The sequence below is a fragment of the Halorubrum aethiopicum genome (genome assembly GCF_001542905.1).
GTDB classification, from domain to species: Archaea; Halobacteriota; Halobacteria; order Halobacteriales; family Haloferacaceae; genus Halorubrum; species Halorubrum aethiopicum.
The window spans coordinates 1507221-1522315 of sequence record NZ_LOAJ01000001.1; the positions used below are offsets into that span (position 1 = coordinate 1507221).

A 15095-nucleotide genomic window follows, 5' to 3' on the forward strand; every position below is an offset into this window, starting at 1 on the left:
TCCCGGTTCACTCCGGCCGGTCCGAGCGCGCCCGCCGGCGGTACTCGCCGTACCGGTCCGTCGGGTCGAACGGGGCGGGCGCGCCGTTCTCGGCGGGAGCGCCGCACTCCGGGCAGCGGTCGCCGAGCGTGTACACCGGCCGGTCGTGGATGGCTTCCGGGTCGGAACAGACGCGGATGTCGGAGCGCACGGGTCTGAGAGAGGGTACAGGAGACTGCGGCGCGGGTTACTCGTCGTCCTCGCGCCGCTCGCGGTGGAACGACCCGACGCCGCCGGCGGACTCGATCGCCTCGCGGGCGCGCTCCGCGGCGGCCTCGAGCTCGTCCTCGGCCGTCTTGTAGTCGGGCGCGCGGACCTTGATCCGGTACTCGGGCGAGCCGACGTAGCCCACGTCGAGCTCGACGCCGTCGGGGATCTCGCCGTTCCCCTCGGCCGCCTCCAGGGCGGCCTTGACGTCGTCGACGCCGTCGGCGGCGGCCGACTCGAGGTCGACGTAGCCCGTGACGTCGACGTACGGGACCGAGACGTTCTCGCGGGCCGCGTCGACGATCGATTCCGCCGCGTCGTCGTCGAGATCGGCGTCCTCGAGCGCCTCGAGCCCGCGGATGGCCGACGCCTCGAAGGCGTCGTACAGCGAGTCGTACTCGCGGAGGAGGGCGTTGGCGACCGAGGTGTACCGGTCGTCGTCGACGTCCTCGCCGAGCGCGATCAGCATCCAGTTGTCGGCCTTGCGCTCGTTCTTCCAGTCCTGTATCGTCTCCTTGCGCTGGTGTTCGTTGACGTCCTTGATCGACAGGTCGATCTGGTTGGAGGACTGATCGACCTCCAGCACCTTCGCGACGACCGTCTGTCCCTCGCGGACGTGGTCGCGGACGTTCTTGATCCAGCCGGAGGCGACCTCGCTGATGTGACACAGGCCGCGTTTGTCCTCGTACTGGTCGAGGTCGACGAAGACGCCGAAGTCGGCGATCTCGTCGATCTCGCCGACGACGAGCTCACCGGGTTCGGGCCAGCCGCTGTACTTCATGATAGGGGGCGAGGCGGTTACCGCGCCTCAACGGTTTCCACGACGTCGCCGGCAAGCTCGGCCTCCCCGCCGGTCGGGGTCGCGAGCGTGGTGCCGCAGACGGCACACGAGACGACCGAGGACGCCTTGCCGAAGACGACTTGTTCGTTCTCACAGTCCCCACAGCGCACGCGGTGGAAGCTTCCCGCCATGCTCACTCCTGGAAGGTGAGTCGGCCCGCGCGCCATCCCTCGCGCATGTGGGCCTTCCCGCAGTCGCTACAGCGGTACTTCAGGTGGGTCTTCTTGGTGGGTTTGTCCCCACCGGGCACCTTCGAGTACCCGCCGGCGTTGCCGATCGTCGCGAGCGCGCGGCGTCGCTGTCGCGCGTCGCGTTTCATGCCGGTCGCACGGCCCGATCGGACCTTCTCGACCTCGTGCTCCTGATGGGAGTCACAGTGAGGGCAGTACGTATTGAAGCGGCGTGGCATTTCCATGGATATCTACCTTGGAAGCCGGTTCGACGCCGACGCTTAAAACGGGTTTGGTCTGTCGTTGACCGCGGGCGCGAGGCCTCGTCCCGCCTCGCGGTGCGCCCTACAGCGTGTAGTCGTGGTCGCCCGTCTCCGACTCGAGGAAGGCCGTCAACAGATCGGTCGCCGCCGCGACGTCGCCGAGGTTCGCGGTCTCCGTCACCGTGTGGAGGTACCGGGTGGGGATCGAGATCGCGCCGACCGGCTTCGCGCCGCCCGGCGTCTGGAAGCCGGCGGTGTCGGTGCCGCCCGCCGGCAACACCTCGTGTTGGTGGTCGATGTCGTTCGACTCCGCGACCTCGGTCAGCCGCCGGTGGACCTTCGGGCTCGTGATCACGGAGGAGTCCTTGAGCTTGATCGCCGCGCCCTCGCCGAGGCTCGTCACCGCGTCGGCCGCCTCGCCGATCTGCGGGACGTCGTTGGCGACGGTGACGTCGAGGGCGATCGCCAGATCGGGGTCGACGTCGACGCCGAGGGCGTGCGCGCCGCGGAGTCCGACCTCCTCCTGGACCGTCGCGGCGACGTGGATCGTGACGTCCGGCTCCGCGATCCGCCTCACGGCCTCGAGGGCCGCGAACAGGCAGACGCGGTCGTCGAGCGCCTTCCCGGTGACGCAGTCGCCCATCCGCGTCGTCGTCTGGTCGAGCGTGACGAGGTCGCCGACGCTCACCAGGTCCGCGACCGCGTCGGCGTCGCGGCCGAGGTCGATGAAGACGTCCGACACCTCGTCGTCCGCCTCCCGCTGCTCGTCGGTGAGCGTGTGGGGCGGGACCGATCCGATGACGCCCGTGAGGTCCTCCTCGCCGTGGACGGTCACGCGCTGGGCCCGAAGCACGCGCGGGTCGAACCCGCCGAGCGCGTCGACCCGGACGAACCCGTCGTCGTCGACGTGCCGGACCATGAACCCGATCTCGTCCATGTGGGCCGCCACCGCGACCGAGTAGTCGGGGTCCGCGTCGCCCTCGATCGTCCCGACGACGTTCCCCATCGCGTCCGTGCGGACGCGGTCGACCGAGTCGGCGAGCTCGCGGCGAACGATCTCGCGGACGCGGTCCTCGTACCCCGGAACCCCTCGGGCCTCGGTCAGTTCGTACAGCAGGCCCTCCTCGTCGTCGAACGCGGTTGACATGGGATGAGCTGTCGGCCGCACGCTCAAAGTACTGTAGGATTCGGCGTCGGTACGCCCCGCGCCTGTATAAACGATAAATTCGTGTATCGTGGTTCCACAACGCTTTTGCGGCCCCTCCGGAGAGGTGGGGGCATGACCGACGTCAAAGCGGAACTCCGCGAACAGTTCATGGACGCGTTCGGCGGTGCCGACTTCCCCGTACAGAACCAGATGGACCTCGTCCCCGCGCTGCCGAACGGCCCGGCGACGAAGTTCGAGGCGGGCGACGTGAGCTTCACGGCGATGGAACTCGCCGCCAAGCTCGGCAGCGCCCAGGACTTCCCGTACGACACGCCCGAGGAGCTCGTCGACGACGTCCTCGAGGCGCTCGAGTCGAAGGACCTGATCTGAGGCGGGCGCCGGATCGGGTCGGAACGCGCCGGGCGGGTCGATCCCTCACGTCCGTTGAGATCCGCTTTTCGCCCGGGAAGTCGGGAAAACGTCCGATCGTCCCGAGCGAACGATCGCCGTTCGGGGGGAGATCGTTGCCGGCGCGGTGAACACGACCGCAGAGAACATCTCCAAAGCCCCAGCCGCGAGGCGGGCACACGCTGGCTGCGCTCCTCGCTCGGTCGCTGTCGCTCCCTCACTCCGGTGCTTACGTCGCCTGTGCCCGCCTCGCGGCTGCCCCTTTGAGTCCCACCCCGCACAGCCCCGCACCTCACGCCTCCCCAGCCTCGCGGGCTGCTCGCGCCCTCCCGGGCGCTCGCAGGCGCGCCGACCGCTCCGCCGATCGACGGTCCTCTCCGGCATCGCCGCCGGGACCCCGAAGCCGATCGGGGGCGGATCCACGCTCTCCGCCGGCGAGAGGTTGATAGGCACGCGGCCGTTAACTCGGCCGTGACCGTGGCCGCTACCGGCGTCGTCCCGCCGTGGGTGTTCTGGGGGGTCGCCCTCGGCGTCGCAGCGAGCGTCGTCGTCGCGATCGTCTTCTACCTCGGGCACCGGCTGTTCCCGGAGAAGGCGTCGTCCGTCGAGGGGACGCCGAACGGCGACGCGCGCCGTCGCGGCGAGATCCGCGCGTACCTGGCGGCGATCGGTGAGCGCTTCCTCGAGGACCACGCGGTCGCCGGCGTCGTCGTCCCCTTCTACCTCCCGGCCCGCGGGGTCGCCGTGACCTTCGACGCGCACGACTACTTCCGGCTCGAGGGCGAGAACGTCCACGCCGTGTTGTGCGAACACGAGATGCCCGGCCGCGGGCTCGGCCGCCGGCTCCCGTTCGACGTGACCGAGCCCGACTGGGGCTCCGACCCCGATCGGTCCCGGCGGGACGGCCGCGTCGCGGACGCGTACGCCGAGCTCGGTCTCCCGACCGACGCCGACGCCGACGCGGTGAAACGCGCCTACCGCGAGCGCGTCAAGGAGACGCACCCGGACCGCGGCGGCGACGAGGAGGCGTTCCGCCGGGTCCAGGAGGCGTACGCGACCGCCAGCGACCACGCCGACGGGGGCGCGTCCGCACCCGAGCGGTCCGGTCCGGCCGACCGGTCCGGTCGATCCGGCCGGGAGGGTCGTCGGGGCGGGTACGGGTTCGGGCGCTGAGACGCTCGCACGACCGCCTGTTGGCCGCTCTGCCGCGTTCGACGATCCCTCACGAACGAACGTTTATGTCAGTAGACACGCCAACTCGTACCACGCATGCGCGCAGCCAGACTCCACGAGTACACCGACGACATGACGGAGGGGCTCTCGATCGACGAGGTCGACCGCCCGGCGGCGACCGGCGCGAGCGACGTGATAGTCGAGGTCGAGGGGGCGGGATGGTGTCAGACCGACAACCACATCATCGAGGGGATGTGGACGGAGTACGTCCCGCAGGAACTTCCCCTCACCCTCGGCCACGAGAACGCCGGCACCGTCGTCGAGACGGGCGAGGACGTCGAGCTCGTCGAGCCGGGCGACCCCGTGATCTGCCACCCGGTCCAGACGTGCGGCACCTGCCGGCCCTGCCGGCTCGGCGAGACGATGTACTGCGAGAACGACGCGTTCAACGGGCTGACCACGGACGGCGGCTTCGCCGACTACCTCCACACGAGCGAGCGCTCGGTCATCCCGCTGCCCGACGGTGTCAGTCCGGTCGACATCGCGCCGCACGCCGACGCCGGGATCACGGCGTACCACGCCGCGAAGAAGGCGGTCGCCGAGTTGAACCCCGGCGACCACGCGGTCGTGATCGGCATCGGCGGACTGGGCCACATCGGCCTCCAGTGTCTCGACGCGATGAGCGCCGCCCGGATCACCGCGGTCGACGTGAAGGCGTCCGCGCTCGAGTTGGCGGACCGGTACGGCGCGGATCACCTGGTCAACCCGGCCGAGGAGGACGTGCGCGCGGAGGTCGACGGGATCACCGACGGGACGGGCGCGGCGCAGGTGCTCGACTTCGTCGGCGAGGACGTCACCACGGCGTACGCGCCCGACGTCACCGCCGCCGGCGGCGACCACCACGTCATCGGCTACGGCGGGCACGTCCACGAGCCGGCACAGGCGCTGGTGAACGGCGAGTTCTCCTTCGTCGGCAACATCGTTGGTCGGTACGCGGAGCTCCAGGAGCTGGTCGCGCTCGTCGAGCAGGGCGACGTCGACCTCCACACGAGCCGGTACGACCTCGGCGAGGTCAACACCGTCGCGGAGAAGCTCGAACACGGCGAGATCGACGGCCGCGCCGTGATCACGCCCTGAGGAAGGCTCAAGCCGGGGTTTCACCCACGAAAAGAGCTATCCGACGCGTCCGGGACGTTCGCGTATGGACGTCGTCCCGTCCGCCTCTCGACTCTCGTCGTCGCAGCGATGGTCGCTTCTCGCCGGCGTCTACGCGTTCGGCTGTGCCACGCTGACGGCGGCCCTCCTCTCCGGCATGCTCGGGGTCTTCGCCGAGGTGATCGGACTGCCGCCGAGGGTGTCGATGGCGATCCTCGCGAGCCCGGCGTTCGTCGCCGGCGCGGGGATCTGGTGGGCGCTCGTCGAACGACGCGGTGCCTACACGTATCCGGCCGGGGCCGCGTTCGGGCTGCTCACCGCCCTCGCAACCGGAGCGGCGTGGACGGTTCGGTTCGTCTCCGTCTGGAGCCTCGAGATGCTCACGGCCGGGCCCGTACCGCTGCTGGTCGGACTCGTGCTCGGGACGGCGGCGCTCGCGGGGACCCTCGTCGGCCTCCCGATCGCGTACGTCCGCCGGCGGAGCGCGAGCCGGCCGGGATCCGCCGCGACCGCTAACTCCTTGTGATCACGGAACACACCTGTCGGGCATGGACGAGAGCGACGACGCCAGCGACGACGCCTCCGTCGATGCCGCCGCCGCCCCCGCGGATCCGCTCGCCGACGAGGACGTCCACCGCGTGCTCGACCCGGACGGGCGACCGCTCCCGGACGCGACCGTGCCGGACCTCTCCGACGATCGGTTCCGGGCGATCTACCGCGACATGGTGGTCACCCGCCGGTTCGACGAGCGCGCCGTCAGCCTCCAGCGACAGGGTCGGATGGGGACGTACGCGCCGTGTGCCGGCCAGGAGGGGTCCGCCGTGGGGTCGACCCACGCGCTCGAGGACCGCGACCTGATCAGCTACCAGTACCGCGAGCACGGCGCGGTCGTCGTCCGCGACCTGCTCGCCGAGTACCTCCCGTACTGGATGGGCCACGAGTCCGGGACGGCGGCGATCGCCGAGGGGAACGTCTTCCCGCTCAACATCGGGATCGCGGCGCACCTCCCGCACGCGGTGGGGGCGGCGTGGGCGTTCGACCTCCGCGACGAGGACCGGGTGGTGGCGTGTCACTTCGGCGACGGCGCGACGAGCGAGGGCGACTTCCACGAGGCGCTCAACTTCGCGGGCGTCTTCGACACGCCGACCCTGTTCTGTTGTCACAACAACGGCTGGGCGATCTCGGTTCCACGGGAGCGCCAGACCGCGACCGCGACGCTCGCGGCGAAGGCGACCGCCTACGGCTTCGAAGGCGTCCGCGTCGACGGGATGGACCCGCTCGCGAGCTACGCCGTCACGCGCGAGGCCGCCGAGCGCGCCCGTGAAGCCGGTTCGGGATCCGACGCGGACGACTCGGGATCCGACGCGGCGGGGTCCGGATCTCCGGCCCGTCCGGTCCTGATCGAGTTCGTCGAGTACCGCTACGGCGCGCACACCACCGCCGACGACCCCACCGCCTACCGCGACGACGACGCGGTCGACCCCTGGCGGGCGATCGACCCGATCGACCGCATGGAGACGTTCCTCCGGGAGACGGGGCGGATCGACGACGAGGGCGTCGCGGCGGCCCGCGACCGCGCCGACGACCTCGTCGCGGAGGCGATCGACGCCGCCGAGGCGGTCGAGCCCGACCCGGCCGCGATGTTCGATCACGCCTACGCCGACCTCCCGCTCGAGCTCCGCCGGCAGCGCGACGAGCTGCTCGCGGCGATCGAGGAACACGGCGAGGAGGCGTTCGACGCGGGCGAGTGAGCGTGGATGGTTTATTAGGCGGAGTAAATATCGAAACGATCAGAAGACTTCATTTACATATTGTCAGTGATACGTTCTGAAAATTCAAAGAGACGTTCTGATAGCGCTGCGAGATACAGAGCGCGTAGGCAGCACGTGGCGACGATATTTTTCACGTCGCCATGCGAGGCGCTAGAGTATGGAACCACGAACGTTCTTACGCATCGAGGGGTTGGCTGCGGTGGGGCTCGCGTTGGGAGGCTATTTCACGCTTGATGGTCCGATCTGGCTGCTGGTTGTGCTGGCGCTGGCCCCTGATCTATCCATGCTCGGCTATCTTGTAGGCCCGAAGCTTGGAAGTCTAAGCTATAACATCGTCCATACGTACACACTACCGCTTACACTCGGAGGCTTTGGATTCTGGGTTGACGTTCAACTGGCGTTACTCGTCGCTCTGATTTGGATCGGACATATTGGAGCGGATCGGCTATTTGGTTATGGCCTCAAGTTCGAATCCGGATTCAAGAATACGCACCTCACTACCCAACCAGCCCCAATTGAAGCCCTCACAACGTCTGACGAATGATCTGCTGGTTGAACGCTCTGTATCTCGCCCAGTATTCTTAGCAATTAGTGGTAGATCTCGTGAGTAGATCGATATGTGAGTCCCCTGAAATCCGTAATCACGGTTCTGAGTATGGGGTCGTTGGTGTAAAAGAGCGTATACCAGACGATACGCTTCAGATCGAAGGGCCTAGCCGTGGGGAGGACATCATGATATTGCTTCTCACTATGAGGACCCCCTCGAGAATTCGATACCACCTCTATTTCGGTGTGCTAACCGCTCTATGGCACCCTCTAGTACGTCAGATAAAACCCGGATTTTTAGGACAGTTATTATCTTGTGGACGTATGGATGACACCAAACGGAGGCGTGTACTCCAGTTAGGTGGGGCAGCACTCGTAAGCGGACTCGCAGGCTGTAATGGTATCTTAGGTAATGATATTCAGGATACGGACGGAGACGGTGTAATTGACAGTGAAGACTATGCACCGCGTGACCCAGAGATACAGCGGGAAGAACAGGTGAAAGGGGAGGGATCGACAGAAACGGAGACAGAAACGCAGGCAGAAACGGAGACAGAAACGGAGACAGAAACGCAGGCAGAAACGCCGGTAGCCGGAGAAGATTTGATCAGTTGGTGGCCGTTTAGTCAGAATGTCAATGATACAGCGGGGGACAATGACGCGTCGGCTCCGATTGGAAACCCTCAAATCGAAACTGTGGCTGATCGGACTGCGGTCAGATTCGACGGCGACGATGGACTGCGAGTCGCCCGCGGCGGTAATGAGCCTGAACTGTCTCTTCTTGACCGAAATGATGGACCAGCCAGCATCACGATGCAAGTATATTTTGCGGAGCCAACCGGTTCTCAACCGTTCGAGGGCACGGGAACACCGCGTCACAGTATCTTGAGAAACGATACGGGCTACAATATCACAGCGAAGGGAGAATCAGGAGATTCAAGCGTCAATTTACGTTTCGGCGTCAGGCCGTATAGTGATACACCATCTCGGGGGTATAGCATGCCTGACGATGTACAGATCCCACTATCCGTACAGGAGTGGCACCAAATTTCGGTCGTGTTCAATTCTACCAAATATGTTCGAATTTACGTCGATGACGAGCGAGTCTTTGCCGACGATTCAATGCAGGGCTACAATAATGCTGCCTCGGACTTCTGGCCAGATATCACAATCGGGAGCTGGTATGGTGGAAATCCCGAAGAGTGGGCCAATTTGATGAACGGCGCTATCTCCGACCTACGTATGTATGGTACCGGCCTCACAGCTGAAGAGATCTCTCAGATATACACCAACACGAACTGATCGGCCCCTTTCCCGATCTTGTACGGCAATTTTGATGAGTTCCTGATAGACTGTCGAGGCCGTCAATCACTGCGTCCACTACACTGAGCGATCACCGATGTGACGAACCATCGACCGGCGTGGATCTCGACGGAGCCTCCCGCGGGGTTTTTGCCCGCCCGTCTCCCGGTAGCGGACATGCGCATCGAGAACAGCTTCATCCCTGTGGAGGGAGTCGGCGAGACGACGGAGCGCCGGCTCTGGGAGCGGGGCGTCCGGACCTGGGACGAGTTCGACCCCGCCGTCGACGTCGCCGGCGTCGGCTCCACCACGGCCGACCGGATCGAGTCGTTCATCGCGGAGGCGCGCGCGCACCTCGACGACGGCGACGCCGCCTACTTCGACCGACGGTTCCCGAGCGGCGAGCGCTGGCGGCTCTACGAGGACTTCCGTGAGCGGACCTGCTTCTTCGACATCGAGACCACCGGCCTCGACGAGCACCGCGACCGGGTCACGACCGTCAGCTTCCATCAGGGCGGGGAGACGACGACCCTGGTTGCGGGCCGGGACCTCACCGCCGACCGGATCCGCGAGCGGTTTCGCGAGGCCGACCTCCTGGCGACGTTCAACGGGGCGCGGTTCGATGTGCCGTTCCTCGAGACCTCCTTCGGGATCGACGTCGACACCCCGCACCTCGACCTCATGTATCCGGCGAAGCGGATCGGGCTCTCCGGCGGATTGAAGCCCATCGAGAAGCAGATCGGCATCGAGCGCGACCGCCCGGACCTGTCGGGGCGGGACGCGGTCCGGCTCTGGCGCGAGTACGAGCGCGGTGACGACGACGCCCTCGAGACGCTCGTCTCGTACAACCGCGAGGACACGGAGAACCTCCGGGTCCTCGCCGACGCGGTCTGTGACTCGCTCCACCGCGACGTGTTCGAGCCGGCGATCGGGGAGTGAGCGGCGGAGCGGGCCATCACCGCCGACGTGTTTTTCAGTTGTCACCGAGAAGGGCGAACGGGTCCATGTACCGGGACATCCTGTACCCGACGGACGGGAGCACCGGGTCGGAAGCAGCGGCGGAACACGTCCAGGACCTGGCGTCGTCGTTCGGCGCGACCGTCCACGTTCTCCACGTGGTCGACACGCCTCACGGCGGACTCGGGAGGAGCGGCGGGTTCGTCTCCGACGAGTTCTCGTCGATGAGCGGACGGAGCGCCGAGACCGGCTACGAGGGGATGGAGATGTCCGACGTCGACGACGCACTCATGGAGGAAGCGGAGGCGGTCGTCGAGGAGTGGGCCGCGGCGCTCGGCGACGTCGAGACGGTGACCGAGGTCGAAGCGGGAAGTCCGTATTCGGAGATCCTGCGGTACGCCGACGAGCACGACGTCGACGCCATCGTGATGGGAACACACGGCCGCACCGGCATCGAACGATATCTCCTCGGGAGCGTCACGGAGAAGGTCGTTCGGATGGCGGATCGACCGGTGTTGACGATCCGCGGCAACGAGAGCGGGTGACTCCCCCGCTCGTCCCGCCCTCGCTCGGCTCGTCGCTCCGGGGACGCCCGTTCCGGAGCCGCTACTCTCGGTCCGTCCCCTCGTCGTCTTCGTCGGCTGGAGTACGCGGCTCGAGAGACTCCCCTTCCTCGACCGACTCCGTCTCCTCAAGCGTCGTGTGTAGCGATCCCGAGGTCGCGTCCTCGCGATCCTCGTTGGTCCCGGCTCCGTCGGCCCCGGATCCGTCGGCCGTCGCGACGGTCGGCTCCGCCTCCTCCGGTTCGTCCGTCTCCATCGGTTTCTCCGACTCTCTCGATTTCTTCGACTCCTCGGATTCCTCTGATTCTTCAGACTCTGCCGACTCCTCCGGATCGATTCCCTCCTCGTCAGTCTCCGGACCCGTATCCTCGCCCGTCCCGGTATCGGGTTCCTGCTCGACGCCCGGTTCCGACTCGGTATCCGGCTCGTCGCCGTCGTCCTCCTTCTCCTCCTCGACCGACTGAACGAGTTTCATCTCGCCGCGGGCGCGCAGCGAGCCGTCGATCTCCGCGCCGTCGTGGATCACGAGGTCGCCGGCGGAGACGTCGCCGCGGACGTGGGCGTCCGCCTCGATCGTGACCGTCCCGCCGCGGGTGGTCACGTCGCCGTGGATCGTCGAGGCGGCCCCGACGGCGACGTCCTCGCGGGCGCGCAGCGAACCGAACACCTCGTTGCGCTCGCCGACCGCGATCGACTCCGCCCGGAGGTTGCCGTGGAGCCGGCAGTCGTCGCCGACGGTCGCGGGCGTGGACACGCGCCAGGCGTCGTCCGAGACCTCGGCTCCGCGGGGGACGAGGAGCGGGTCGCGCACGTCGTCGCCGTCGGCGAGCGCCTCGGCCAGCTCGTCTGCCGCGTCGGTCTCGCCGACCCGCAACAGCTGGGAGAGCACGATGAAGTAGAAGACGAGCGTGGGGACCGGGTTCCGGATGACGATCCAGCCGTTGGCCTCGAACCCCTCCTCGATCTCCACGTCGTCGCCGATGTCGAGGTCGCCGGAGACCATGAGCCGGCCGGTGACCGTCACCCGCTCGCCGAGGTAGGCGTCCTCGCCGACGAGGACGTTCCCGTCGACGGAACACCAGGTGTCGAGCCGGCAGTCGCCGTCCGCCTCGATGTCGTCGCCGACGTCGACGCGCTCGCCGATCGCGACGTTGCGGCCGCGGATCCCGAACTCGACGGTCGACTGCCCGCCCACGAGCACGTCGCCGTCGACCACCACGTCGTGCTCCTCGACGGTGGTCCCCGACGGGACCGAGAGCTCGTCTATCGGACCGCTCCCCCTCAGTGACACACCCGTGGGAACTCCCTCGGGAGACATAAACGATAGGGGCCGTCCGACGGGCGTCGGACGGCGATCCGGCGAACGGTGACGGCGACGGCAACGATGACGGCGACGGCAACGATGACGGCGACGGCAACGATGATGCCGACCGACGCTTCCGCGCGTGCGGATCGCTCGCGAGGCGACCCGCGGTCACCGGGCTTTTCACTCCGGGCCCGGACCCTCGGGTATGGGATTCGGATCGTACGACGAGAGCGAGCAGGGGGGACAGGAGGTCGAGACCGACGAGGACGGGGCCGTGAACGTCCACGAGCACGACCACGACGGCGACGTCTCCGTCGAGGGCGACGCCGACACGGACGAGCTCCTCGACCGACTCGGCGCGATGAAAGACGAGGAGTAGCGGTTCGGCTCGGAACGGACGGCGTACCCGTTCCGTAGGTCTGCTTGTAGTACGGGTGTTTCAGTAGAGATTGCGGTGATGAGAACGGTGTCGTTGCTGGCGCGGTGATCACGATCACGAAGACCATCTCCAAAGCCCCAGCCGGCTCCGGTCGAGGGCCTCGCTGCGGTCCTCGTCGCTCACAGTGTTCGCTCCTGCGGTCCTTACGTCGGCCGTCTTCCCGGAGCCGACTGCCCCTTTGAGTCCCACCCCACCCCGCACCTCACGCCTCCCCAGCCTCGCTGCTCGCGCGTTCCACGCGCTCGCAGCGTCCCTCGCGGACGGTTCGCGCCCTCTCGGGCGCTCACCGGCGCGCCACCGCAATCGCTCGTTGTATCGCCTATACTGACCGAACCGAGTCGGAATCACTCAACTTGAGCGCATTTCGGCAGGGTCAAAATAACGTCTGAGCACCGCTACCGGTCGTTCGTGCTCCCTTCCGGGAGAAGTGAAGTAGAGGAGCCGGACGAGGAGATCGCGGACCACGATCGGAGCGAAGCTCCCCGCTGATTCAGATCCCTCTCTCGGCTTTCAGCCTCACTACGTTCGGCAGGAAAGCCGGAGGAGGGATTTGAACCCTCGACCTATTCCTTACGAAGGAATCGCTCTGCCAGCTGAGCTACTCCGGCGCGCATTCGTCCATGCGCCGATGACGAAAATAAGGGTTCCGAAACGGGTCCGCCGGCGCGCCCGCCGATCGCTCGAATCGACTCCGACTGGCCTCGGAAGACGCCGATCCTTTGTTTTTGATTCGTACAGGTATCGAGTATATCACTACCGGATCGTTTCGTAGTATCTCATATCTTGGTATCTGTATAAGGAAAAAGCATAAATACGTGGTCGTGTTCCGAACTGACGCCGAAAGACATCGGCCGCCCCGAAGGCGGCGAGGTTCGGTCCCTCGACGGTGTCTGCCCGATCGGAGCCCGTATCGGGCGGCGACGACCGCGCCGGCAGCGTGGCGCTGCGCGCCACCGGCTACGTCCCCAGGAGTCGCCGGCGACCGGTCATCGGCTGTCAGCAACGACCGCGGTCGACGTGTGATCCACGTCTTCGACGTGCCAAGCGCGAGGTCGCCTCTGGCCCCGACGGTCCACGACCGCGGACTCTTGTCATGTGACGGGCCATGGCCGTCCGCCCCGACCGTCGCTCGGGACGGACGGCGTTCTCCACGCGGATCCGACCCGGTTCGGCGATCGCGCACACTCCGTTCCCGGACCGGATCGCGGCCGTTTTTCACGCCGCCGGTTTCAGTCGACGTATGTCACGCACACCGCCGACCGCGCCGGCGACGACCGCGTACCGCCCACGAACGGGACCCGATCACGACGGTTCGAGGGGTAACCCGCGTCGATGAACCAGGTCGTCCTCCTCGCCCTGATTGGCGCGATCGCGTGGGGGTTCTGGGCCCTGTTCGCCGACGTGGCGACCCGATCGATGCCGCCGGAGGTCGCGATGATCGTCTCCTACTCGGTGGCCATCGGCGTCGCCGTCGTCTATGCCTGGTATCGCGGGACGGCGTTCCTCGGAAACGACCCGACCGCGCTCTGGTTCGCGGGGCTCGCCGGCGTCGCCTCCGGCGTCGGGGCGGTCGCCTACTACGCGGCGCTCCAGGTCGGCTCCGCGGGAATCGCGACGACGATCACGGCGATGTACTTCGTCGTCGCCGCGGCGCTCGGCTTCCTCCTCTTCGGCAACACCCCCGCGATCAGCGACCTGGCGGGGATCGCGGCGGCCGTCGTCGCGGTCGCGCTGATCGCCTACTGACGGCGGTCACACGGACCGCGTTCACACGCGGGTCAGTCGGACGTCGAGACAGACGTTGTACTCGTGGGGGGCGTACGACCGGACGACGCGCTCGGTCTCCACGGCGACGTCGTAGGCGTCGCCCGCGGCCGCGCGGATCGCCCGCTCGCCGGGGCCGAACGGGTCGTCCTCGTGTTGGATGTCGTAGTAGTGGACCACGCAGTCGTCGCCCGCGAGCGCCACCGCGGTCTCGAGGAACTCGTCAGCGGAGTGCGGCAGGTTCATCACGAGCCGGTCGGCCGCCCCCGCGTACGACCCGGTCGTCTCGCGCACGTCGCCCGCGATCGCGGTCACCCGGTCTTCCACCCCGTTGCGCGCGGCGTTCTCCTCGAGGTACGCGATCGCCGTCTCGTTGAGGTCGCAGGCGACGACCTCGGCGCCGCGGGCGGCCATCGGGACCGCGTACGGGCCGACGCCCGCGAACATGTCGACGACCCGCTCGTCCGGGTCGACCTGCTCGACCACGCGGTGGCGCTCGGTCGCGAGCCGCGGGGAGAAGTACACCGCGGCGACGTCGAGGGCGAACTCGTGGCCGTACTCGCGGTGGACCGTCTCCGTGCCGTTTCCGGCGAGCACGTCCCACTCGCGGACGCGCAGCTCCCCAGCGATCGGCGACGCGCGGTTGAGCACGGTCGCACACGGGAGGTCGGAGGCCATCACGGCGTCGGCGATCTCGCGGGCGCGCTCGTCGTCGTCCTCGTCGAGGATGACGATGTCGCCGAGCCGCTCCAGCGACGGCTCGTAGCCGAGCAGGTCCGCGGGCGTCCGCGGCCGGTCGCGCTCGGCCGCGTCGCGCTCGACGATCCGGTCGGCGAGGTCGGCGGGGACCGCCGACGGATCGGTGACCGGGACGTAGATGGTCCCGTCGTCGACGGCGATCTCGTGGTCGCCGTCGAGGAGGTCGGCGTCGGCGAGCCGCGCGCGGACGGCCTCGCCGCGCTCGCGCTCGACGGCGACGCAGGGGACGCTCATTGCCGGACGGAGGGGGGCGGTCGGATAAAGCGTGACGCTTCGCGGGGGCG

General features: G+C 67.4%; 18 protein-coding genes and 1 tRNA gene. 11 read left to right on the forward strand and 8 right to left on the reverse strand.

Translation table 11 applies throughout. From position 1 onward, the window contains the following. Positions 1 to 7: 7 nt before the first annotated feature. From AXA68_RS07200 to AXA68_RS07220, 5 genes are all read right to left on the reverse strand, one after another. Positions 8 to 190, reverse strand: a complete 183-nt coding sequence (locus AXA68_RS07200) for an RNA-protein complex protein Nop10 (protein WP_066414649.1) — start codon at positions 188 to 190, stop codon at positions 8 to 10. Between the two features lie 36 nt (positions 191 to 226). Next, on the reverse strand, positions 227 to 1027 hold the full coding sequence (locus AXA68_RS07205) for a translation initiation factor IF-2 subunit alpha (protein ID WP_066414654.1): 801 nt from the start codon (positions 1025 to 1027) through the stop codon (positions 227 to 229). Positions 1028 to 1044: 17 nt separating this feature from the next. Continuing rightward, a complete protein-coding gene (locus tag AXA68_RS07210) occupies positions 1045 to 1218 on the reverse strand; it encodes a 30S ribosomal protein S27e (protein ID WP_066414656.1) in 174 nt (57 codons plus the stop codon). A 2-nt stretch (positions 1219 to 1220) separates the two neighbouring features. Beyond that, positions 1221 to 1502: a 50S ribosomal protein L44e gene (locus tag AXA68_RS07215; RefSeq protein WP_066414660.1), complete on the reverse strand. Its 282-nt coding sequence runs from the start codon at positions 1500 to 1502 to the stop codon at positions 1221 to 1223. Positions 1503 to 1602: 100 nt separating this feature from the next. Then, positions 1603 to 2667, reverse strand: coding sequence for a M42 family metallopeptidase (locus tag AXA68_RS07220; RefSeq protein WP_066414663.1), 1065 nt, complete (start codon positions 2665 to 2667; stop codon positions 1603 to 1605). A 132-nt stretch (positions 2668 to 2799) separates the two neighbouring features. On the opposite strand from AXA68_RS07220, the gene AXA68_RS07225 reads away from it, so the two are divergent. The 9 genes from AXA68_RS07225 to AXA68_RS07255 all read left to right on the forward strand — a co-directional run bounded on the left by AXA68_RS07225 (position 2800) and on the right by AXA68_RS07255 (position 10525). Further along, a complete protein-coding gene (locus AXA68_RS07225) occupies positions 2800 to 3057 on the forward strand; it encodes an MTH865 family protein (RefSeq protein WP_066414670.1) in 258 nt (85 codons plus the stop codon). Positions 3058 to 3546: 489 nt separating this feature from the next. Further along, positions 3547 to 4248 (forward strand): J domain-containing protein, encoded by a 702-nt coding sequence (locus tag AXA68_RS07230; RefSeq protein ID WP_066414671.1) that lies wholly within the window; start codon positions 3547 to 3549, stop codon positions 4246 to 4248. A gap of 96 nt (positions 4249 to 4344) precedes the next feature. Continuing rightward, complete coding sequence (locus AXA68_RS07235; protein WP_066414673.1) at positions 4345 to 5385, forward strand: NAD(P)-dependent alcohol dehydrogenase; 1041 nt, start codon at positions 4345 to 4347, stop codon at positions 5383 to 5385. Positions 5386 to 5449: 64 nt separating this feature from the next. Then, on the forward strand, positions 5450 to 5929 hold the full coding sequence (locus tag AXA68_RS07240) for a hypothetical protein (RefSeq protein WP_066414676.1): 480 nt from the start codon (positions 5450 to 5452) through the stop codon (positions 5927 to 5929). Between the two features lie 22 nt (positions 5930 to 5951). Further along, positions 5952 to 7154 (forward strand): thiamine pyrophosphate-dependent enzyme, encoded by a 1203-nt coding sequence (locus AXA68_RS07245; RefSeq protein WP_066414678.1) that lies wholly within the window; start codon positions 5952 to 5954, stop codon positions 7152 to 7154. A gap of 178 nt (positions 7155 to 7332) precedes the next feature. Then, positions 7333 to 7719, forward strand: coding sequence for a DUF4260 domain-containing protein (locus AXA68_RS15930; RefSeq protein WP_080505175.1), 387 nt, complete (start codon positions 7333 to 7335; stop codon positions 7717 to 7719). Positions 7720 to 8045: 326 nt separating this feature from the next. Beyond that, positions 8046 to 9023, forward strand: a complete 978-nt coding sequence (locus tag AXA68_RS15935) for a LamG-like jellyroll fold domain-containing protein (RefSeq protein ID WP_157884791.1) — start codon at positions 8046 to 8048, stop codon at positions 9021 to 9023. 177 nt (positions 9024 to 9200) lie between these two features. Then, the gene (locus AXA68_RS07250; protein WP_066414680.1) at positions 9201 to 9962 is read left to right on the forward strand and encodes a ribonuclease H-like domain-containing protein; all 762 of its coding nucleotides are present in this window, start codon (positions 9201 to 9203) and stop codon (positions 9960 to 9962) included. Between the two features lie 65 nt (positions 9963 to 10027). Continuing rightward, positions 10028 to 10525, forward strand: coding sequence for a universal stress protein (locus AXA68_RS07255; RefSeq protein WP_066414682.1), 498 nt, complete (start codon positions 10028 to 10030; stop codon positions 10523 to 10525). A 61-nt stretch (positions 10526 to 10586) separates the two neighbouring features. On the opposite strand, the gene AXA68_RS07260 is transcribed toward AXA68_RS07255, so the two are convergent. Then, complete coding sequence (locus AXA68_RS07260; protein WP_066414684.1) at positions 10587 to 11834, reverse strand: polymer-forming cytoskeletal protein; 1248 nt, start codon at positions 11832 to 11834, stop codon at positions 10587 to 10589. 220 nt (positions 11835 to 12054) lie between these two features. Here AXA68_RS07260 and AXA68_RS07265 point away from each other — a divergent pair, with 220 nt between their 5' ends. Continuing rightward, the gene (locus tag AXA68_RS07265; protein WP_066414686.1) at positions 12055 to 12228 is read left to right on the forward strand and encodes a DUF5786 family protein; all 174 of its coding nucleotides are present in this window, start codon (positions 12055 to 12057) and stop codon (positions 12226 to 12228) included. Between the two features lie 595 nt (positions 12229 to 12823). Here the strand turns inward: AXA68_RS07265 and AXA68_RS07270 are convergent. Then, a tRNA-Thr gene (locus AXA68_RS07270) sits at positions 12824 to 12896 on the reverse strand. Positions 12897 to 13620: 724 nt separating this feature from the next. Between AXA68_RS07270 and AXA68_RS07275 the strand changes: the two genes are divergently transcribed. Next, positions 13621 to 14034: an EamA family transporter gene (locus tag AXA68_RS07275; protein WP_066414688.1), complete on the forward strand. Its 414-nt coding sequence runs from the start codon at positions 13621 to 13623 to the stop codon at positions 14032 to 14034. A gap of 21 nt (positions 14035 to 14055) precedes the next feature. On the opposite strand, the gene AXA68_RS07280 is transcribed toward AXA68_RS07275, so the two are convergent. Beyond that, complete coding sequence (locus tag AXA68_RS07280) at positions 14056 to 15045, reverse strand: class I SAM-dependent methyltransferase (protein WP_066414690.1); 990 nt, start codon at positions 15043 to 15045, stop codon at positions 14056 to 14058. Positions 15046 to 15095 lie beyond the last annotated feature (50 nt).